Source organism: Mycoplasma miroungirhinis, from assembly GCF_013008815.1.
Taxonomy (GTDB): domain Bacteria; phylum Bacillota_I; class Bacilli_A; order Mycoplasmatales; family Metamycoplasmataceae; genus Metamycoplasma; species Metamycoplasma miroungirhinis.
This window is the reverse complement of record NZ_CP053097.1, coordinates 708,045-731,275: the sequence shown is the minus strand read 5'-3', so window position 1 is coordinate 731,275 and position 23,231 is coordinate 708,045. Positions and strand designations below refer to the sequence as shown.

Annotated in this window: 15 protein-coding genes and 1 riboswitch; of the genes, 8 read left to right on the top strand and 7 right to left on the bottom strand. The window is 25.1% G+C overall.

Annotated features, from left to right (window positions below):
* Positions 1–195: 195 nt before the first annotated feature.
* Positions 196–1,176, bottom strand: coding sequence for a S66 peptidase family protein (locus HLA92_RS03055; RefSeq protein ID WP_171113420.1), 981 nt, complete (start codon positions 1,174–1,176; stop codon positions 196–198).
* A 206-nt stretch (positions 1,177–1,382) separates the two neighbouring features.
* Between HLA92_RS03055 and leuS the strand changes: the two genes are divergently transcribed.
* Together leuS and HLA92_RS03045 are read left to right on the top strand one after the other, a co-directional pair.
* Positions 1,383–3,794, top strand: a complete 2,412-nt coding sequence (gene leuS, locus HLA92_RS03050) for a leucine--tRNA ligase (protein WP_171113418.1) — start codon at positions 1,383–1,385, stop codon at positions 3,792–3,794.
* Positions 3,795–3,832: 38 nt separating this feature from the next.
* On the top strand, positions 3,833–5,191 hold the full coding sequence (locus tag HLA92_RS03045) for a M17 family metallopeptidase (protein WP_171113416.1): 1,359 nt from the start codon (positions 3,833–3,835) through the stop codon (positions 5,189–5,191).
* 213 nt (positions 5,192–5,404) lie between these two features.
* On the opposite strand, the gene HLA92_RS03040 is transcribed toward HLA92_RS03045, so the two are convergent.
* The 5 genes from HLA92_RS03040 to HLA92_RS03020 all read right to left on the bottom strand — a co-directional run bounded on the left by HLA92_RS03040 (position 5,405) and on the right by HLA92_RS03020 (position 10,642).
* A complete protein-coding gene (locus tag HLA92_RS03040; protein ID WP_171113414.1) occupies positions 5,405–6,961 on the bottom strand; it encodes an ABC transporter permease subunit in 1,557 nt (518 codons plus the stop codon).
* A 218-nt stretch (positions 6,962–7,179) separates the two neighbouring features.
* Entirely contained in the window at positions 7,180–7,923 is a 744-nt protein-coding gene (locus HLA92_RS03035; protein ID WP_171113412.1) for an ATP-binding cassette domain-containing protein, read from the bottom strand.
* Between the two features lie 2 nt (positions 7,924–7,925).
* Positions 7,926–9,248 carry an ABC transporter thiamine pyrophosphate-binding lipoprotein p37/Cypl gene (cypl, locus tag HLA92_RS03030; protein WP_171113410.1) on the bottom strand — a complete coding sequence of 441 codons (1,323 nt, stop codon included), beginning with the start codon at positions 9,246–9,248 and terminating at the stop codon, positions 7,926–7,928.
* A gap of 32 nt (positions 9,249–9,280) precedes the next feature.
* Positions 9,281–9,371: riboswitch (TPP riboswitch) on the bottom strand.
* Between the two features lie 47 nt (positions 9,372–9,418).
* Positions 9,419–9,841: a hypothetical protein gene (locus HLA92_RS03025; protein ID WP_171113408.1), complete on the bottom strand. Its 423-nt coding sequence runs from the start codon at positions 9,839–9,841 to the stop codon at positions 9,419–9,421.
* The gene (locus tag HLA92_RS03020; RefSeq protein ID WP_171113406.1) at positions 9,842–10,642 is read right to left on the bottom strand and encodes an alpha/beta fold hydrolase; all 801 of its coding nucleotides are present in this window, start codon (positions 10,640–10,642) and stop codon (positions 9,842–9,844) included.
* Positions 10,643–10,932: 290 nt separating this feature from the next.
* Here HLA92_RS03020 and nrdF point away from each other — a divergent pair, with 290 nt between their 5' ends.
* From nrdF to HLA92_RS02990, 6 genes are all read left to right on the top strand, one after another.
* Positions 10,933–11,946: a class 1b ribonucleoside-diphosphate reductase subunit beta gene (gene nrdF, locus HLA92_RS03015; protein ID WP_171113404.1), complete on the top strand. Its 1,014-nt coding sequence runs from the start codon at positions 10,933–10,935 to the stop codon at positions 11,944–11,946.
* A 1-nt stretch (position 11,947) separates the two neighbouring features.
* Positions 11,948–12,397 carry a class Ib ribonucleoside-diphosphate reductase assembly flavoprotein NrdI gene (gene nrdI, locus HLA92_RS03010; RefSeq protein ID WP_171113402.1) on the top strand — a complete coding sequence of 150 codons (450 nt, stop codon included), beginning with the start codon at positions 11,948–11,950 and terminating at the stop codon, positions 12,395–12,397.
* Positions 12,398–12,411: 14 nt separating this feature from the next.
* Entirely contained in the window at positions 12,412–14,589 is a 2,178-nt protein-coding gene (nrdE, locus tag HLA92_RS03005; RefSeq protein ID WP_212751820.1) for a class 1b ribonucleoside-diphosphate reductase subunit alpha, read from the top strand.
* A 182-nt stretch (positions 14,590–14,771) separates the two neighbouring features.
* Positions 14,772–17,066, top strand: a complete 2,295-nt coding sequence (locus HLA92_RS03000; RefSeq protein WP_171113399.1) for a leucine-rich repeat domain-containing protein — start codon at positions 14,772–14,774, stop codon at positions 17,064–17,066.
* 2 nt (positions 17,067–17,068) lie between these two features.
* Positions 17,069–19,462: a leucine-rich repeat domain-containing protein gene (locus HLA92_RS02995; protein WP_171113397.1), complete on the top strand. Its 2,394-nt coding sequence runs from the start codon at positions 17,069–17,071 to the stop codon at positions 19,460–19,462.
* Positions 19,429–21,519, top strand: coding sequence for a S41 family peptidase (locus HLA92_RS02990; protein WP_171113394.1), 2,091 nt, complete (start codon positions 19,429–19,431; stop codon positions 21,517–21,519). Before HLA92_RS02995 ends, HLA92_RS02990 begins: the two co-directional genes overlap by 34 nt.
* Before the next feature lie 64 nt (positions 21,520–21,583).
* On the opposite strand, the gene HLA92_RS02985 is transcribed toward HLA92_RS02990, so the two are convergent.
* Positions 21,584–23,230 (bottom strand): HinT-interacting membrane complex lipoprotein P60, encoded by a 1,647-nt coding sequence (locus tag HLA92_RS02985; protein WP_171113392.1) that lies wholly within the window; start codon positions 23,228–23,230, stop codon positions 21,584–21,586.
* Position 23,231 lies beyond the last annotated feature (1 nt).

The following is a 23,231-nucleotide window of genomic DNA, read 5'->3' as shown; positions in this document are numbered from 1 at the left end:
GGTAAGATATCTTTGTTTGATTGATTTTTTAAAAAACAATTACTACAAATAAATAGTATTTTATAATACCAAGTTTTAGATGATAAATAAAAAATCCAAAACTACTTTTTTTGAAATTAAAATACAAAAAAAATAGCATCATTAAAAATACTAATTTTTTCTTATTAATTTTTATGTAATATAAATAAGTAATTCTTATTTAAATATTTTTATTTCTGAATTATTATTAATTTTAAGTTCTGATTCTAAACCTAATGGAAGTACACATAAAGGCATTGAGTGACCAAAATCTATATTTGCAACTATTGGCATATTTTTTAGTTCTTCTTTTTCACTTAACATTGTAATTAAATCTTCTTTAGAAATTTTTGAACCAAGACAAAATCTTCCTATCATAAGTGCTTTGATATGTTTAAATCAAGGAGATTGAATTAAAGACACTAACATTCTTTCAAAATTATCATAATCATATGAAGGTACTGCTTCAATAGCTAAAATACTATCTTCATTTATATCTGGGAAATTATCAGTGCCTTTAAGTAACATTAAAGTAGATAAATTTCCGCCAATTATTTTTCCTCTAGCTTCTCCATTTTGAATATTTCATCAACCACTATTATTTTCTAATTGTCTATTATCTTGATCAATAAATCATAAATCATCACTTCATAATTTTGATGCTTCTAAATTAACTGTTTTGTCTTCATTACAAAACATATTTTTAAACTGAGTTTCAATGTATTCTGAGTTTTTAATCATTGCAAATGAAGAAAAATGTGGCCCATAAAAGACTGGAACATTAGTGTGTTTTAAAATAGCTAAATGTAATGCAGTAATATCACTAAATCCACAAAAAATCTTAGGATTATTTTTAACAATTTCTCAATCTATGTAAGGTAATAATTGATTAGAATTAAATCCTCCAATCACTGTTAAAATAGCTTTTACATTTTTATCTAAAAAAGCTTCATGAAAATCTTCTACTCTTTGTTTAATTGTTGCAGAAAAACGATTATGTACTTCATAAACATTTTTTCCAAAAGTTACTTTAAATCCCATCGATTCTAATTTTTTTATTGCTAAATTAGTATTAGGTTCACCTATTAATTTTAAACTTCTAGCTGGAGCTATTACTCTAATTTCATCTCCTGGTTTTAAAAACATAAATTTATTCATATTTTGTCCTTTTTTCTTTAAATATATAATATAAAATTATACATTTGACTAAAATTTATTCATAAATTTTTACAACAAAAATTCGTTTTAGCATATAAAAATTCAAAAAGAATAATATATTTTTCTATTTTGAAAAAAATGTGTAATTTTTAATTATTTTGTATTGTTTATTATTAAATAATGTATAAATTTAGTAAAATTAAAATATGTATGACCACAAATTAATAGAAAAAAAATGACAACAAAACTGAGATGAAACTAAAGCCTTTAAAACTACCAATAAAAGTGATAAAAAAGCTTATATTCTTGACATGTTTCCTTATCCTAGTGGAGCAGGTTTACATGTTGGCCATCCTGAAGGATATACTGCTACTGATATAATTAGTCGTTTCAAAAGATTAAATGGTTATGATGTACTACATCCAATGGGTTGAGATGCATTTGGTTTACCAGCAGAACAATATGCGCTAAAAACAGGTAATAATCCAGCAGATTTTACTATTAAAAATATCCAAAACTTCAAAAGACAAATTAAAAGTTTAGGATTTAGTTATGACTTTGATAAAGAAATAAACACTTCAGATCCCAAATATTATGTTATGACTCAATGAATTTTTAAAGAGTTATACAAACATGGTTTAGCTAAAATTGAAAATGTTGATGTAAATTGATGTGAAGCATTAGGTACTGTTTTAGCAAATGAAGAAATAATTGAAGATGCAGAAGGTAATAAAGTATCTGAACGCGGAAATTATCCCGTTGTAAAAAAACCAATGCGCCAATGAGTACTAAAAATAACAAAATACGCAGAAGAATTATTAGAAGGATTAAAAGATTTAGATTGAAGTGATAGTTTAAAAGCTCTTCAAACTAATTGAATTGGTAAAAGTGTAGGAACAGAAATTTCATTTAAAGTTAAAAGTAAAGATATGTATATTAGAACTTTTACAACTAGACCTGACACAATTTTTGGTGTGTCATTTATTTGTATTAGTCCTGAGTACAAAAAATTACACAATTTAGTAACTAATGAACAAAAAGAAGAAGTAAATAATTTCATAGAAAAAGCAAAAAATCTTTCTCAAATCCAAAGAAATAACGCAACAAGAGAAACAAGCGGAGTCTTTACAGGAAGTTATGTTTTAAATCCTGTTAATGATGAATTAATCCCTATTTATGTAGGTGATTATATTGTAGAAGGTTATGGTACAGGTGCAGTGATGGGTGTTCCAGCTCATGATTTACGAGATTGAAAATTTGCTCAAAAATATCATCTAGATATCAAATGAGTTATCGAAACACAAGATGTAACAAAAGCTTATGAAGGTGATGGAATACATATAAATAGTGATATGTTAAATGGTTTAAAAACTGATGAAGCTATTAAACAAATAAATAACTTTTTTGAAACTAATATGATTGGAAGAGTTGAAACTAATTACAAATTAAGAGATTGAATTTTTAGTCGTCAAAGATATTGAGGAGAACCATTTCCTGTTTTATTCGATGAAGAAGGAAATATTAGTTTAATTGATGATTTAGTAAAATTACCAGAAACAAGTAACATAAAACCATCAGGGACTGGTGAAAGTCCACTGGCTAACTTAAAAGATTGATTATATGTTGAAATTGATGGTAAAAAATACCGTCGTGATACAAATACAATGCCTCAATGAGCTGGTTCATCTTGATATTTTTTAGCTTATATTTTAAAAAATGAAGATGGAACTTATGAAAAATTAAATAGTATTGAAGCCAAAAAACGTTTCAAAAAATGATTACCAGTTGATTTATATATTGGTGGTCAAGAGCATGCTACATTACACTTATTATATGCTCGTTTTTGAAACAATTTCTTGTTCAACAGAGGAATTGTTCCTGTAAAAGAACCATTTTTTAAATTAGTAAATCAAGGTATGATTTTAGGAACTGATGGACAAAAAATGTCAAAAAGTTTAGGCAATGTTATAAATCCTGATGAAATTGTTCAAAACTATGGAGCTGATACTTTAAGAGTTTATGAAATGTTTATGGGACCTTTAACTGAAACTAAAGCATGAAATGATTCAGGTGTTAACGGAATTAGAAAATGACTAGATAGAATCTACAATCAATTTACTAGACTTCAAAAAAATACATTAACTTCTCAACCTTCACAAGAAGAAGAAAGTGAATTACATAAAGTTATATTGGAAGTTACAACTAATATTAAGAAATTAAAATTTAATATAGCAATTAGTAAAATGATGATATTTATTAATTACCTAGCACAAGTTGAAACTGCTTCATTAGAAACTTTAAAAACCTTTTCTATATTATTAAGTCCTTTTGCCCCTCATTTAGCTGAAGAACTTCTAGAAAAGCTTGCTCAAAAACCAATTATGAATCAAGTATGACCTTCATATGATCAAGAAAAAATCCTAGCTACACAAACATTTATTGGAATCCAAGTTAATGGAAAAATTAGAGGTGAAATTGCTATTGAATCAGATTGAACTGAAGAAGATATTATTCAAAAAGCAAAAGAAATTGAATCAGTTAAAAAATATTTAACAAATAAGAATATAATAAAAGTTATTTATAAAGAAAACACAATCATAAATTTTATCTGTCAATAAATTAAAAGTGTTTTTTAAATTAATAATAAGGAGAAAATATGATTAAATTAATTAACCAAAAAAATGATACTTTAATTTTAAAAGCAGCATTTAATGATACAGTAGTACCAGAAGAAACATTAAAAGAAAAAAACCTAGTAACAGATTTTTTTCATACTAAAGAATCATTTGTTTTTTTAGGTCAACAAAATAAATTTAATATAAAAGATTTAAGAAATTTTGCAATGACATTTACAGCTAATCAAAAAAGAGCATACACAGTTGATGTAGCTTCTTTTGTAACACAAAAAGTACATGTAAATGAAGTTGTTAAAGCTTTTTTAGATGCATATGAATTTAATAATGCTGATATCTTTAGTTTAAAAACAAATAAAAAAGAAACAACTAAAGATTTATACTTATACACTACAAATATATTAGATAAAGTTATTGCAGAACAAGAAATTTTAAATCAAAGTGTAACTTTTGCAAGAAATTTACAAAGAACTGTTCCAAATATTGCAAATAGTGAATTTTTAGCTGATGCATATTACCAAGAACTTTCAAAATATCCAAACTTAAAAGTAACAGTATTAGATAAAAAAGCTATTGAAGAACAAAAAATGGGTCTTTTATTGAGTGTAAATAGAGGAAGTACATATGAACCTCGTTTAGTAGTTGTTGAATACAATGGAAATCCTAAATCAAATACAAAATTAGCATTAGTTGGTAAAGGAATTACTTTTGATAGTGGAGGATACAGTTTAAAACCTTCAAGATACATGCTTGGAATGAAATATGATATGTCAGGTTCAGCAGCAGTTGCTGCAACAATGAAAGCTGTTGCAGAATTAAAACCTGAAGCTAATGTAGTTGCAATCATGCCTTTAACTGATAATAGAGTAAACGGAGATGCATCTACACCAGATAGTGTTTGAACATCAATGAGTGGAAAAACAGTAGAAATTAACAACACCGATGCTGAAGGAAGATTAGTTTTAGCTGATGGAATTACTTATGCAATTAGAAACTTAAAAGCAACAAAAGTATTAACCATAGCAACATTAACTGGAGCAATATTAGTAGCACTAGGACACACATTTACTGGTGTATGAACATCTAATCCTGCTGATTGAAAAGCATTAGATATATCAGCTAAAAAACACCATGAACTAATTTGAAGAATGCCTCTTCATGAAGAATTTGCAAAAGAAATTAAAAACACAAAAGTGGCTGACTTAAAAAACACTGATTTAACAGGTGATGCTGGTTCTTCATCAGCTGCAATGTTTTTAAAAGAATTCGCTGAAAATGCTGACTTTATACATCTTGATATTGCAGGAACAAATGATATATCAGACGTTCCACAAGGTGTTATGATTAAAACAATGTACGAATTAACCAAAAACATTAAATAAACTCATTTTATTAGACATAAATTAAACTCGATTATCTTAAAAGGTATCGAGTTTTTTTAGTGTTTTTCAAAAATACATCGACCTAGTTATAAAAACTTAAAGTTTGTATCCTACTAATTTAAGTACATTTTGTAGAATGTAAAAAAATATCAAGCACATTATTGCACTTGATATTATTATAATTTGTATTATTGAAATTAAATTATTAGATATTTAATGAATATTTTTATAAAACTTATTTAACTTAAGTTTTGGTAGTAATTTTAATTTAAATTTATATAAATATTTAAAATAATTAATGTTTCTATTTTTGATTTTAAATATTATTTGTTCTGAAATTATATTTAATAAGAATATAGTTAATGTTGAACACCAAAAATATACACTTGCAACATTGACATGTAAAGATTTTTCATTTAATGAATCTGATAATCCGTGTCCTAAATATAATTCGTTTTGTGTTGTTGTAAATACACTATATGTAATTGCATTTCTAATTGACATTTCAAAATAGAAAATAGTTAAACTAATAAAATCATATTTAATGTTTGGTAATATAAATTTAAAATATATTCTCAATTTTGAATTTCCCATTTGTTGAAGATTTTTAATTTTTCAATCATCAATATTATCAACAGTTTCTGATATTTGTTTAATAAATCCCGATGCTTCATGAAATCCTAAAACAAAAATAATTAAAGTTATTTTTGATACGTTTGATACTAATGCACCAAATAAATAAATTAAAACGATTGCAGGTATTAATCTATTAAAACTATTAAGTGCTCTAAAAATAATACTTGAATGGAATTTATTAGTAAACATTGCACAAAATGGAACAATAATAATTGCTAAAATAACTGTTACTGTGATAGTAGATATAGCAAATGTTATTATTTGTAAAATTTGTAACAATGGATTTACTTTTATATCTGAACTACTTCATTGAAAGTGTTGTCAATCAGGATACAATAATGCTTTAAAAAACTCAATTGATGAACTTGATAAAATATAAGATTTATCAGTTACAGCAATAGTATAAATACTAAAAATACCTAAAATAACAACAATAATAAGTTTAATTCAGAAACGAGTATTAATTGTTTTACTTAACTTATTTATATCTAAAGTTTTGATGTTTTTAGTACTAGTTTGAAATAAATATTTATTTAAAATAACATTTAGTATTTCTAAACATACAATAAATACTAACAAAATCGTTAGTGGAATACCTAGTTCTTGAAATCTTGCGCTTGATTTACTAGCATAATTAATTAAGACTCCGATTCCTGGTGCTCCTAATGTAGATAAAATTGAACCTCAACGCATATTGGATTCAAAAGAATAAATAAATAAACTAATAAATCTATTCATTAATCTAGGTAATATTTCTTTATAAAAAGATTTAATTTTTGAATTACCTTGATTAATAGATATATAAAAAGGTTTTTTATCAATTGATTCAAGCGCTTCAATGTAATATTTATGAAGTCATAATCAAGTAAATCAAATGAAAATTAAAATTAAACTAAATTCTGCTCGATAAATTGAAGTAAATAATGTAATAAATAACAACTCTGGAATACAACGTAAAAATAAGATTAAATTTCTTGAAAAAAAAGATCAAATTTTGTTTGTAAAATTTCTATTAGTTAAAAACGAAGTTAAAATCGCTAATATAAAACCAATAAATGTTCCAGTAATAGTATATTTAATAGTAAATCATAAAATATTTAAACTTCTCAATAAAAGATTTTGTTCATAGTCCATTGTACTGATGTTAGAAAACTGAAAAATTCTTAAAAAGTTTTTTTGAAATAATTTCACTCCATAAGAATTGGTTGTTTTATAACTGTATGTGGAAAATAAATAAATAATTAAAAATATGCAGAGAAAAATTAATAAATGTTTTCAAAAACTTCTTATTTTTTTTTGGGTTTTTTGGTCACTGGAAGTTACTTGATAAAAGAAAATGTTTTGGTGAATTTTTATTTTGAAACTGCTTCAAGTAGTTCTCATTTTTTAACTTCTTTTGTTTTTTTATCCAGTGTTATCGTGCTATTTTTAAAACCTATAACACGACTAAAATATTTTTTAACTAAATTTAAGTCATGAATAATAACTATAATTGTTAATTTATATTTTTTATTTAATTGTTTTAAAATATCTAAAACTTCTAATGAAGTCTGAAAATCTAAACTACTAGTAGGTTCATCAGCTAAAATAAGCTCAACTTTTTTAGTTAAAAGTTTAGCAATTTCAACTCTTTGTTGTTGCCCACCACTTAGTTCTGATACACGATAAAAAGCTTTATCTAAAATATTTAAATTCGCTAATTGTTCAAAAATATTCCGTTTTTGATTTCTTGTTAATACTGAAAATATCGTATACAATTTATTTTTGTATTGAGAAATAGAACGAACAATGTTGTTATAAACATTATCACTAAAAATCAAATTAGGTTGTTGAGTTAAAAAACCAATTTTTTGAATTGTTTGTTTCCATTTTCTTTTATTTTGTAAATAAATATTTTCATTATTTAACAATACTTGTCCATTAGCTGGTTTTAAACTTCTTACTATAGATTTAAAAATAGTACTTTTACCAACACCACTTTGTCCTATAAAAGCGACCATTTCTCCTTCTTTTATCTCAAAATTTATGTTAGATAAAACAGGATTATCTATTGTTTTGTATTTTATGTCGACTTCTTGAAATTTTAAATTTATCATAATTATTTGTTTTTAGTATCTATTGTGTTTCCGTTATATATATCAATATATGTTTTAAACATATTGTCATCACCAGAAATAAATTTATTAAATCCGGTATAAATTCCTAGTTGATTTTCGTCAATTGAAAGACTTTCTAATGCTTTCATTATTAATTGACTTTCTGCTTTTGGAAGTCCTTGTCTACTGAATACAGCATTATAAGGTGAAGGACCGGTTAATGTTAATACACGTATTTTTGCATTTGGATCAGTTGGTTTAAATTTATCATCTTTATCGTTTGTTGAACGATTTCAGTTCATTTCTCCTTCATCACCAAATGCAATATGGAATGTATGACCTAAACTGTCTTTTTTACCTAATTGAGTTGAAAATTTTCCTAAACTTACTTTTTTATTATCTTTATTTTTTTGTTCAGTAAAATATGTATTTACTTCAAGTGGAGTTAAATTAAAGTGTTGAGCAAGTAAATGTGCTTGTAATCTATATTTTCCTAAACTTGTTGTGTTTTTGTAAATAATTCCGTATTTAGAAAATTCATCTCAGTTTTTAGTTTTTCACGCATTTTCAATTGCTTGTAATTCTTCATCAGTTCCTGAGATGTAAATAGCTCCACGATAAAATTGAGTTAGTCTATTTGTATCATCATAAAATGCTGCATATTTAGAACCATCTCATTTTAATTCATCTTCAATGGTATATCATTGTGGGAATTCACCATTATTATCAAATCAAACTTTATTGTTTTCTTTTGCACCTTTTACTAATGGATCATTATCACTTCCATCAACATAATTAGCATTATCCTCAACGGTTCATTTAAATGCTAATGTTTCAGTATTACCAACATAATGTGGGTATTTATCTAAGTTTGTTTTATCTATTTTATCATCAATAGATTTATAACCAATGATTGAAAGGTCATTATCAACATCATCTGATAATAATGAATTTTTCATACTTTCTTCATCAAAATTTTCTGCAGTATTAAATTTAACATCTGCATTTACTCTTAAATTAGGATCTGCATTTTTTAGTTCATTAAATTTTCTTTCTAGATTTTCTAAAAATATATCATGTGGTGATTTTTGAGTTTTAGGATCTTTTTTCTTAAATCCATCATTAGCACTACCATATGTAATAACTATATTAGTATCTCAATTTGCTATTGCTTTTGGAGTAGTTGGTGTTGTTTCTTGTTTGTTTTCTTTTTTTGGTGTTTGTTCCTGAACTGGTTGAGCACAAGAAATAGCAAAAATACCTGTACCAGCTAATGCAAGACCAGCACCTAATATTTTTCAAATTAATGTTTTATTTTTTTTCATAAAAAATTCCTCTTTTCTAACAGAGAAAGAGAATAATTTAATATATCACTCGCTACGCATGAATTATCATGATCAGCTTTAAGAGTATATTCTCAGCTTTTTATAGCACCTCTGTTACTTTTATTATACTCCAAACTAATCAGAGAATAAATTAATTTATTTGAGCTAACTTATGATTTTAATAACAATGCTCAATCTTTTAAATAAATAATGTCGTATTTTTTAGACATTTTTATAATAGTTTTATTCCAAAAAGATAAACTAGTTTGCATTAACATTCCATTATTTGGTGATGTTTGATTACTACAAACTATTAAATAATGTAAAAATAGATGTTCTTCATAAGAACATACTATACTTAAACCTTGATGGTATTCTTTTTCACTTGATGCTAATATCACTCCTGAAATTCACATTTCATCAATGTGATGTCTTTGATATTTTCACATTGATTTTGTTATTTTAGAATTTTTAGTTTTAATAACATCAATAATTTTTAACTTACTAAATGGAGTTGGTTTTTGATGATATTTAATACATAAGTAATGAATAAATTCCACATATTTATTTTCAAAATAATCTTTTAGATTCATTTATTTAAACATTTCTAAAACAAATTCATAAATTTCTTGAGCATTATCATAAAAAGTTGCATGACCTGCATTTTTGATAATTTTTATTTTTTTATGCATTTGTTTTGCTACAAGTTGTATTTCTTCAACAGTTGTATATTGATCAAATTCTCCAACACATAATTGATAATTATTAGTTGCTTTATATCAATCATAGTAATTTTCAAATACATATTCTAGATTCAACATTTGTTGATCAACTATATAATGAAATTTTTTAAATCTTAAATTACTATTATTCACAATCATATTTGCATATACTTCAGCTTCTTTTTTAAATGCTTCTGGTGTATTTGTTAATTTTAAATAAGATTCAATTGCATTTTCACGTGTTATCGGAATTAAATATTTTTTACCAAATTTAATTTTTGCTTTATTTATTAAATAATGAGAAGGCCCTACTAAAGTTGCAAATTTAGCTCTATGAGTTCTTAAAAGATATAAAGCACTTAAAGCACCTAATGAATGTCCAATAACATAAACATCACGATTTTTTAAAACAGAATCAACAAAAGATCCAACTACTTCAAAATAATGTTCTAAAGTTAAAGGTCTAACATGTCAAGAACTTTTACCACATCCAGGCATATCAATTGCTGCTACAAAAAATGGTCTATTTTTTATATTTATAATTGGTTTAATAGTACCTCAACTATCTCCAAATCCATGGATAAAAAGTAATATTGGTTTTTTTGATTCTTCTCAACCATCTTCTAAAAATGCATTTATATTTTCTTGTGCAATTTCATATATTTTAGTCATAATTTCAATTCTCCTATATTAGTATTATCTTATTATTTTTAGATTAATTATTCAAAATATGAATTTAATTATTTTTTATTTTTTTATCAAAAAAATGATATTTATTAGCGGTTGCTAATTACTAAAAGTTGTTATACTTTGATAAAAAAATAAAAAATTAAGATAGAAAAATATTAAATTATTAACATTTTTTTTACATTTTTTAGCATATAAAAATGCTAGAAAAAAACATTTTCTATTTTTTAAAAATTGTTAGTTTTTTTTATTAAAATAGTAAGAACGAGGTAAAAATGAAAAACAAATATTATTTTAATTCCAATAATCCACTTGACTACGTAAAAGCAAACCAAGAAGGACCTTTACGTGCTATTAATTGAAATGTTATTAATGATGATAAAGATTTAGAAGTATGAACAAGAGTAACTCAAAATTTTTGATTACCTGAAAAAATTCCCGTTTCTAATGACTTAAAATCATGAAATGAAATGGATAAAAATTGACAACAACTAGTAACAAGAACATTTACTGGACTTACTTTATTAGACACAATTCAAGCAACATTAGGTGATACAGCACAAATTCCTAATGCTTTAACTGATCATGAACAATTTATTTATGCTAATTTTGCATTTATGGTTGGTGTTCATGCAAGAAGTTATGGAACTATTTTTAGTACATTAAATACATCAGAAGAAATAGAAGAGGCTCACGAGTGAGTTGTTAATAATGAAAAATTACAAGCAAGAGCTAAATTTTTAATACCTTTTTATATTTCAGATGATCCTTTGAAATCTAAAATTGCTGCTGCTTTAATGCCTGGATTTTTACTATATGGAGGATTCTACCTACCATTTTACTTATCTGCAAGAGCAAAATTACCTAATACAAGTGATATTATTAGATTAATTTTAAGAGATAAAGTTTTACATAATTATTATTCAGGATACAAATTCCGTAAAAAAGTTGAAAAACTTTCACCTGAAAAACAACAAGAATACAAGGAATTTGTTTTCGACACATTATATAAATTAATTGAATTAGAAAAAGAATTTTTAACTGAACTTTATGAAGGATTTGGATTAGCTGAAGATGCTATTCGTTTTAGTCTATATAACGCAGGAAAATTTTTACAAAATTGTGGTTATGATTCACCATTTACTGCAGAAGAAACTAAAATAGCACCTGAAGTGTTTGCACAACTATCAGCAAGAGCTGATGAAAATCACGATTTCTTCTCAGGAAACGGAAGTTCATATATTATGGGTGTAACTGAAGAAACACAAGATGAAGATTGAGAGTTTTAATATGAACAATAATGATAATTTGCATGCACAAATACCTAAAGTATCAGGTGAAGTTCATGTTGTTTATTTTTCATCTACTACAGAAAATACTAAACATTTTGTTTTAAAACTAGGTTTTCCAAACACTAGAATTCCCATTGAAGATCCTGAAACTTGTTTTGTCAATCAACCATATGTTTTAGTTTCTCCAACTTTTTCAGGAGGATTAGGAGAAACTAAAGGAGCTGTTCCTAAACAAGTTATTAAGTTTTTAAACATAGAAAGTAATAGAAAAAATTGTGTTGCCATAATTGCCACAGGAAATACTAATTTTGGTGATACATATGGTCTTGCTGGTTATGTTTTAAGTAATAAATTGAATGTACCTCTTTTAACAACAATAGAATTAAGAGGATCAATTGCTGAAGTAGAAAAAGTACAAAAAATACTAAATCAAATTTGAAATAAATAAAAAGAAAGGAAAATATGTCATCAAATACAAAAGAATTTAAAGATGCGGATTTGTATCTAGCTTTTAATGCACTAACTAAATTTTCAAAAGGTAAAGATGTTTATGAAAATGATCAAAAAGCCATTGAAATTTATATGCAAAAAACTATTAGACCAGCGACTAAAAAATTTGAAAATATTCATCAAAGAATGGATTTTTTAGTTAAAAATCATTATTATGAAGAAGAAATAGTTAATCGGGTAAATAAAGAACAATTGCAACAATTATATGACATTATAAAAGAATATAATCACCATTTTCGTTCATTTATGGGAGCTGTAAAATTTTATAATTCATATTGTTTAAAAACTTTCGATGGAAAAGAATTTCTAGAAACATATAGTGAAAGAGCTTTAATGAATGCCTTATTTTTAGGTAATGGTAATTTTAGTGATACACAAAACATATTAAAAGAAATTTTAAGTGGTAGATTACAACCCGCAACTCCAACATTTTTAAATGCAGGTAAAAAACAAAGAGGAGAATATGTAAGTTGTTATTTATTAAGAATAGAAGATAATATGGAATCTATTGCAAGAGCCATATCAACAAGCTTACAATTATCAAAAAGAGGTGGAGGAGTTAGTTTATTATTAACTAATTTACGTGAATTTGGTGCTCCTATTAAAAATATCCAAGGTCAAGCAACTGGTGTCGTTCCTGTTATGAAAATTCTTGAAGATAGTTTTAGTTATGCAAATCAATTAGGTCAAAGACAAGGAGCTGGAGCTGTTTATTTACATGCTCATCATCCTGATATAATGCAATTTTTAGATACTAAAAGAGAAAATGCTGATGAAAAAATTAGAATTAAATCACTTTCATTAGGAGTAGTTGTACCTGATATTACTTTCCAATTAGCAAAAGAAAATAAAGAAATGGCATTATTTAGTCCATATGATATTCAAAGAGTATATGGAAAACCAATGAGTGATATTTCGATAACTAAGGAATATGAACATTTAATCCAAAATCCATTAATTACTAAAAAATTTATTTCAGCTCGTAAATTTTTCCAAGCAATCGCAGAACTTCATTTTGAAAGTGGATATCCTTACATTCTATTTGATGATACAGTAAATAATAGACACCCAAATAAGGGAAGAATAGTTATGTCAAATTTATGTTCTGAAATAGTACAATCTTCTTCAGAAACAACATATAATGCTGATTTAAGTATTAACGAATTAGGCCAAGATATTTCATGTAATTTAGCTTCATTAAATATTGATAAAATGATGGAATCTGGTTTAAGATTTGAAGAATCAATTTATTATTCAATTAAAGCACTAGACCATGTTTCAAGATTTTCTAATTTAGATTCAGCACCTTCAATTAAAAATGGAAATTCTAAAAATCATGCTTTAGGTTTAGGAGCAATGAATTTACATGGATTTTTAGCTTCAAATGAAATTTATTACAATTCACCTGAAGCATTAGAATTTACTGATTTATTTTTCTACACTGTAGCATATTATGCATTTAAAGCATCAAATAAATTAGCAAAAGAATATAACAAAACATATGATAACTTTGCAACTTCTAAATATGCTGATGGTTCATATTTTAAAAAATATACTGAAAATGATCCACAAGAATACACATTTAAAAGTGTAAAAATTAAAAATTTATTTGAATCAAAAAATATAAAAATACCAACACAACAAGATTGAATTAATTTAAGTAATGAAATTCAAAAAACAGGTCTTGCTAATTCACATTTAATGGCAATTGCACCAACTGGTTCAATTTCATATTTAAGTTCATGTACTCCTTCATTACAACCAGTAGTTGCTCCAATTGAAGTAAGAAAAGAAGGAAAATTAGGTAGAGTTTATTCTTCAGCTTACAAACTAGATGAAAATAATTATAAATACTATGAACAAGGAGCATATGAATTAGGAGCTGATCCTATTATTGATATAGCAGCAAAAGCTCAAAAACACATTGACCAAGCTATTTCATTAACTTTATTTATGAATGATAAAGCAACAACAAGAGATTTAAATAAAGCATATATACGTGCATTTAAACAAGGTTGTTCAAGTATATATTATGTCCGTATAAGACAAGAAGTTTTAGAGGGTTCTGAAAATATTGATTGAAACGAACAAACAGCAAGTATTTTAGAATGTCAAAGCTGTACAATATAAAATAAACATAAAAAACAAAAAATACGCAAAAATTATTTATAATTATTATGTGCGAGGGTGCTTTAAAAAGCTGAGATTAAACCGTTAATAGCAGATCATGGTAATTCATGCGGTATAGTTTTTGTTAAGAGAAGTGCCTTAGAGTATCTTCTCTTTTTTGCACACTTGCTAAGGAAAACACTATGAACAAAAAGACTAAAAAATTATTTTATTTAAGTATTTTATCATCACCTGTTTTAGTGACCACATTTATAGCAATGTCTTGTTCAAATGAAAAACAACAAAATGCAGAACAAGCAATGGCTCAGATTGATGCTTTAAAACAACAAATAAATAATGATGAACAACTTAATATATTAATAAATTTAGAAAAGAAAATTAAAAACAATTCATTAACAGAAAAAGAATTTGAAAACGCTAAACAAACATTAACAAATAAAATTAAGACTAATCTTCAAAAATTACAATTTTATCAAGAAGATATTAAAAAAGAAGTAACTGATAGTGATGAAAATAATCCAAATGTATTAACAAAAAACAAAGCCTTAAAAATGTTTTCAAAAAACTCAACAGAAATTACTATACCAGAAGGTATAACAAAAATTTCTGCTGGTGCTTTTGAAAATTATTATGATTTAGAACAAATTCACTTACCTAATTCATTAGTTTATATAGGTCAAGATGCATTTAATAACTCCGCAATTACAAATTTAACTTTACCTGATAATCTAGAAGTTTTAGGTGGATTTGCAAACACAAAAATTCAATCCCTAAATTTTCCTAATAATTTAAAAAAAATTTTACAACATTCATTTGATAATACACCAATTTCCGAAATTAATTTACCAGCTAGCTTAAAAGAACTAGGGGGATTTGCAGATACAGGAATCGCAACTATAAAACTTCCTGAAAATCTTGAAATCATTCATAAACATACATTGGATTTAACAACTATTCAAGAATTAACACTTAATCAAAACTTAAAAACATTAGGTGGATTTTCACATACTAATATCTCAAATATAAAATTTAATGATAATTTAGAAGAAATTTCTGATGATGCTTTTGAAGAACCTAAATTTACTGTTTTAGAACTTCCAAAAAAAATTCAAAAAGTTGGAGGATTTAAAAAATCTGAATTTGAATCTGTAGTGTTCCCTGAAGGAACAAAAGAAATATTTAAAGATGCTTTTGCTGGTTCAAATAAATTAAAAAATATTTCGCTTCCTTCTACATTAAAAAAATTAGGAGGATTCCAAAATACTTTAATATCTAAACTAGAATTACCAGCTAAATTAAAAGAAATAGTTGCTCATTCATTTGATGGAACAAGAATAAAATCAATTACTTTACCACAAGGAATTGAAAAAATAGGGGGATTTGCAAAATTAGATCTAAAAGCAATCGAATTGCCTGAGTCAATAACATATATTGCTCCGAATACTTTTGATTTAAATGCAAATATTCAAACTACACCAACATCAATAAAATTACCAGCTAAATTAAAATCATTAGGTGGATTCGCAAATTGAAACATTAATGAAATAAACATACCGTCAACTGTAACCGAAATTTTTAAAAATGCTTTTGATTCAACTAATATTTCACAACTTAAGTTACCTGCAAATCTAGAGAAATTAGGAGGATTTGCATCTACAAAAATAACTAATCTTGACTTACCAAAAAATTTAAAAGTTATTTTTGAAGAATCTTTTAATGAAACCGATATTCAACAATTAAATTTACCTAACACACTAGAAATATTAGGGGGATTTGCATCTACACAAATAAATAAAATTCAAACTCCAGATAGTTTAAAAGAAATTACAAAAGATGCATTTGATCGTAGTTTAATTAAATATTTATGATTAAATCCTGGATTAAAAACACTTGGTGGTTTTGCTCAAACTCAAAATCTAGAACATGTAATTTTACCAGAAAGTTTAGAGGTAATTTTACCTGATTCATTTGCAAATTCAGGTTTAAAAAAAATTAAACTACCAGCACATTTAAAAATCCTAGGTGGATTTTCAGGTGAAAAATCACAAATTTCTTCTGTTAAATTGCCTTCAACATTAAAAGAAATTACAAATGATGCTTTTAGTTTTAATAAATTAATAACCGAAATTACATTACCAGAAGGATTAGAAATATTAGATGGATTTGGATTTACAAACATATCATCAATCCAAATACCTTCAACTGTAACTAAAATAGGTGGATTTAATCTTACTAAAATAAAAACATTGGTTTTACCAGAAGGACTTGAATATTTTGCAGGGTTTTCTGAAACAAATGTTAAAATTCTAACTTTACCTAAAAATGTCAAATGAGCTGAAATTAGTAAAAATCATTGAGAAGAATTACAATCAGTTGTTGTTTATAGTAAGTATTTAATAAACAATGAAAAATGAATAAGTATGATGAATGAAAAACAAAACGCAGAAGTATCTATAGAAGATAGAAGTAAAGAGTAAATATGAAAAAATCTAAAAAACTATTAACAATTACATCATTAGGATTATTATCTATTGCTGGTATTGCCACAGTTGCTACTTCTTGTGCAACAGAAAGTCCTAAAAAAGACGAACAATCAGCTCAAAAACCTCAAACAGATAATAAAACAGCTGAACCTCAACAAAAAAGTGCTGCACAAATGAAGTTAGACGAGCTAGAAAATACTATTCTTGCAGCTAAAAAAACAAAAGGGCCTTATAGTAATGATGTAGATTATGTTTCAACTAACATCATAAGTGAAGCTATAACAAATGCTGAAAGTAGTTTACATAAATATAGAACAATTACAAATCCAAAAGCTGAAGACATTCAAAAAGCTATTGATGAATTAAATAAAAAAATGAAAGAAGCAGATGATTACTTTAATTTAACAACTCAACAAAAACAACAAATTCTAAAAGATAAATACACTCAAATGATTGCAAAAGCAACAGAATTAAAAAATACTTTGACAAAAGATGATGCAAAAGAATTAATTGATTCAAAACTTGAAGAATATAGTAAGCTTCAAGAAACAGATTCTAGATATTACAGAAAAATTCAAAACTATATCGACGAATTAGGGTTTATATTAGAAGATGCAAAAAAACTAAATCAATTAACTGATAAACAATTATATGATGCATACATTGCAACAGAATCTAAAATCTTAAGTCAAATTGTAAAAAAATTTGGAAATGATACAAATGCTAGAGAACTTCAAGAAGCAATTAAAGAAGCATTTAAAACTGCCAAAGAAAATACAAGTGAGCAATATAAAGAAAAAGAACAAAATCTAAAACAAAAAGTTAATAAACTTATTCAAGATGCTGATACTAAGTTCATAACACCTGAAATAGCTACCAGTTTATATAATCAAGAAACAAAACAAGTACAAATACCAGCAAATGTTTTAACAATTAAAGCTAATTCATTTGAAAATCTAGAAGAACTAGAAAATGTAACATTTAATAGTAAATTAAAAAATATTGAATCACATGCTTTTGATAAAACTAATTTAACACATATTACTTTCCCAGACACTCTAGAAACATTAAGTGGTTTTGCTCAAACACCTGTAACAGAATTAACAATACCTGCTAATACAACTGAAATTAATTATGCATTCAACAATTCATCACAATTAACTACATTACATTTAAATAATAAATTAACTGTATTAAAAGGTTTTGATAGTACAATGGTTACAGAATTAACTTTACCAGAAACATTACAAGTATTTGAAGGATTTAGAGACACACCTATTACTCATCTTTCATTAGGTTCAAAAATAAATACTTTTATTACTTCATTACCACAATTAACTGAACTTACTTTTGCTACAAATACTAATTTTGATTTAGTAACTAATGATATACAAAGTGGACATGGTATTTGAATTTCAAAAAGTATTTTCCCTAAACTAGAAAAAATTTATGTTCATAGTGATGCAGATAAACAAAAATTACTAAAAGCACTAGGTGCAAATATAAAAATTAGTGATGATAGTCAATTAGAAGAACAAAAAACAGAAAATAATAAAAAAATCCAAAAAAGAAAATTACAATTCTTAACTTATTTAGATTATCTAGGAAAAATCTCTTTAGCTTCTATTAAAGATTTAGAGCATTTTGAAGAAGCTAAAAAACAAAAACTAACTGAATTTGTTAATAAATATACATCATTTGAAGAGCTAAAAAGTGATTTAGAATATATTATAAATCATGCTGCTGGATATAATGCTAGATCAACATTACAAAAATTACAAGAAAATGTTGCTATCCAAAAAGAATTATTAGGTATTGTGGGTTACACTATAACACAAGAAAAATTAGCTAGTGATCAAAATATTGAAGATGAAGATGTAAAAACTAAATTTATTTCATTTGAAAATAAATTTAATGAACAAGCAAAAGAATATGAAAATTTAGAACAAAAAAATAAAGATATAGATGCTAAAATAGCTAAAAATAAAGAAATTGTTAAACAATCTGAATATTACATTCAATATCTACAAGATATTTATAGAAACCACAAACTTGATTTTAATGCTATAAGTCCTGAAAATCAAACAGTTGTAAAAGAAATTTTAAACATTACTGATGATATGACTATTGAACAAAAAAATAATGCAATTGATGCATTCTCATTCTCAAATAAATATCGTAGCGATAATACTCTAAAAATGACAGAAGATATGATTAAAAATTATATTAAATTAATTACAGCATTTAAATATGATTTAACTTATGAACATATTAAATCAGATACAACCCTAGATGAAGAAACACAAACTGATTATGAAATAGAAAAACAAAAATACGAAAATGCTAAAGGTAATGTATGAGAAAACATTATTCAAGTAAAAAATTCATAAAAAAATTAATAACTTATTCATTCTTAACAACTATATCAGCCGCAGCAATATCAGCGGCTGTTTCTTGTTCTACAGATGAGTCTGTTAAAATAACAACTAATATTCCAGAGGAATTAAAATCACCCACAAATAATACTTCTAATGAATCTATTAAAGAAACTAATAATAATTTTAAATCGGTTACATTTGAAAACATTTCAAGCGAATATAACATTTCAAACACAAATCTAAAAATTTTCAAAAATCAAAACACAGATGACATTTATGTTAATGTTAATGAATTTATTAATAAATTAAATGGTTTATTTTTAAAAAATCAGTTTAAATATATTAAACATTCTAAATTAGGCTATGAATATAGTGTTTTTAATAGTCCGCTTATTTTTGATGATATAAATAACAAAATATTGTTTCAAAACACTAATGTATTTAATTTTTTAGAAAGTTCTTCAACTATTAATTACACGGAAAGAATTAAATATTTAGAAAATAACGAAGATAAATTAACAAATGATAAATATTCAGAATTAGATTTAGGAAAATACAATTTTAAAATTTTAGAAAAAGATAAAAATATTTTTCTTCCTTTTTCAATTTTTAACTTATTATTTTTAAGCCAAGGTTATTATAATATTTATTATAATGGTGATAAATTTATTGGAACTACATTGACTATTAATAAAGACACCAGTTCTGAAGAATATAATAAAATTATGAATAATTCAAATAATGATCAAAAACAAACAGCTAAGCAAAGACAAAACAACTATAATTTCTTATTATTTTTATTTGATAATTTCTATGGTTTAAAAAACAATGTATTTAAAAAATATAATGTCACAAATTGAGATGAATTTTTCCAAACAACACATCTAAAGGATAAATTATTATCTCCAGAATCTAATATGAATGCTAATGCATATGAAGATTTTATTTATACTTATTTAGATGAATTACATACTTCAATTCAATCAGGTTCATATTATGATCCTAAGGATTACCGTGCAAATCCTTATGCATCAGCACAAAGTTCAACAATTCAAAGTTATATTAATAATTTAAATAAGCTAAGTAGAATTAGAAATGCAACACAAGCTAAAAATAAAGAAAATGAAAATGATGTAAATTTCCTTCAATTTCATAATGACATAGCTATTATTTACTTAGATGGTTTTACGATAGCTACAAACGAAGAAATAAATGGAAAAGAGCCATATAAGTATGATAGTTATTTCTTAATGTTTGAAGCTATGAAAAGAATTCAACAACATTCAACCCAACACCCTATTAAAAAAATAATTTTAGATATATCTTTAAATGGTGGAGGTTCGATAGCTGCTATGGAAAAAGTTGCTGCTTTTATGAGTAATAAAGACCAAAAAATTTATTATTATGATATTTTAAGTAAAATTCTAAATTTTAGTAAATATCGTGTAGATGTTAATAATGATGCAGCATATGATGCAAGAGATGGTTATACAAATTATGATTGATATATTTTAGTAGGTAAAAACACATTTAGTGCTGCTAATCTTCTTACTCATATTGCAAAATTAGGTAAATTTGCAAAAATTATCGGAAACAAAAGTGGTGGTGGAATGTATTCTATTTTACCTGTGGTTTTACCCGATGGTACTAGTTTACAAATGTCATCAAATAATGCATGAATTGCTGTTCCAGATAAAGATATAGAAAAAGAAAATGATTTACCTTATACAGAAGACGGTATAGATGTCGATTTAGAAATTCCTTATTTTGCTTATTATAATTATGATGTTCTTGAAGCATATTTACAAAATCCAGAAGAAGGTTTAAAAAAATATAATCAATACATTTTATCAGTAAAACAAAGTGCATGAAATACAAAATATAATAATATTAACAAATACTTAAATTACATAAAAAATAAAAGAAACAAACAACAATATTTAAAAGATATAGAAGAATATACAATTCAACCAAATGATACATTAGATCAAATGGATGAAAAAATAGAAAAAATGAAGCAACTATTTAATATAATTCAACACCAATATCAAAGTGAAAATAGAAAATAAAGTGTAATAAAAAACCCTCTTAATTGCTCACCTAATAAAGGTTGCAATAAAGAGAGTTTTTTTATTATAATAAATCTTCAGCTTTTAAGAAGTCAATAATGATTTTGTCCATTCCTTCAGTGTTAATTCCCACACCTAATTCTTTAAAATATTTAACAACGGTTTTATATAAACTTAGATAATCTAAAAATACAATATTTAAAGCCAGTTTTTCTTTTTCTTCATTAGAATTTCATGGTGTTTGATCTAATGTTGATAAATATTTAGTTTCTTGTTTATCTGAAGTTTGTTTGATCATTTTAGGTGCAATTTTAATAATATATTTACCTTCAATGTGTTTTGATTGAGGATTATAGAAATCCACAAATTTTGGTAACTCAAATTGATCAAATTCTCTAATTGCTGTTGAAACTTTGTTTTTTAATTCAGTACTAAAAACATATTTTGCTTTATTTCCTAAATTTGGTACAGAAAGTTCAATAGTTAATCTAATATTATTTCCATCGTTTGTTGACTCAATTCTTGAGAATTTAAAATTAAATGTTATATCATCAACTATTTTTGTAAATATTTTAGCATTGGTATCATAATTAAATCCAGATACAGTAAAATCTTCAGATGAGAAGAAAGTTTTTTGTTTTGCATCTTCTTTTAAAGAAATAACAGGTTTTGTTTTTAATTTATCTAAAACATAACTATTAAATGTTAATTGTTTTACAGAATAAATTCCATTATTAAATGTGCTAACAAATCCTTCAACTGTGTAGTCTTTTGTTTCTAAACTATAATTATCATAATTCATATCACCAACAGGTGAATCAGTGAATTTATGGACACCATTATAACCACGTAATTTAGTTAAATCAATATTATCTGAACCATGAACTAATAATGATAAATCATCTACTACTTTGTATTTTAAATTGTTATTTTGGATTAACTTATTGTATGTACTTTCATCATTGATTAATGCATGACCTTGAAGTAATTGAACATTTTCTTCTCTTTGGAAACTTCATGATTCAACTAATTTATTATCTAAAAGGTATTTAATTAAATAAACATCTTTTGCAGTTTTATCTAAAGAATTAAATCTTCTTTTATCTTCATCATTAAACTTAGATGAATCCACTTTTTGTAATGATTTATCATTGTTTTGTTCATCTTTTGTAATTGATAAAACTTCTTGTCTATTTTGTAGTAAATAATTATAAACTACAATCATTTTTTCTATTTCTAGACGAATACTTTGTGAAAGTTTTTCAGAGTTATTAAATAAAAAGTCCATTTGTTGCTCATTAAGCATTTCTCAACCAACAGGATTAAAATCAATTACATCAACATTATTGTTTAATAAATCTTGACGTAAATTAACAAAATATTGACCATTTTGATCTAGTTGTCTTTTGGCAAAAATATCAAAAAACTTTTTAAAATCTTTATAAAATTGTGAGGTTTTATTTTCATATAAAGTTTTAATATTATCTTTTGTCTTTGATTGTATTTCTGATGAATAAATGTTAGTAATTAAATTATCAGCAACATTTTGTAAAATAAATGTTTTAGTTTCTGGACTAGTTAACACACTTTCTTGTTTACCACGTTCATTTAAAGCTAAAGGATCAGAAGTAGCACAAGAAATTGCAGCGATTGCAACTGATGGTGCAATAGTAGAAACAGTTAATAAACTTAAAAATAATGATTTTTTCATT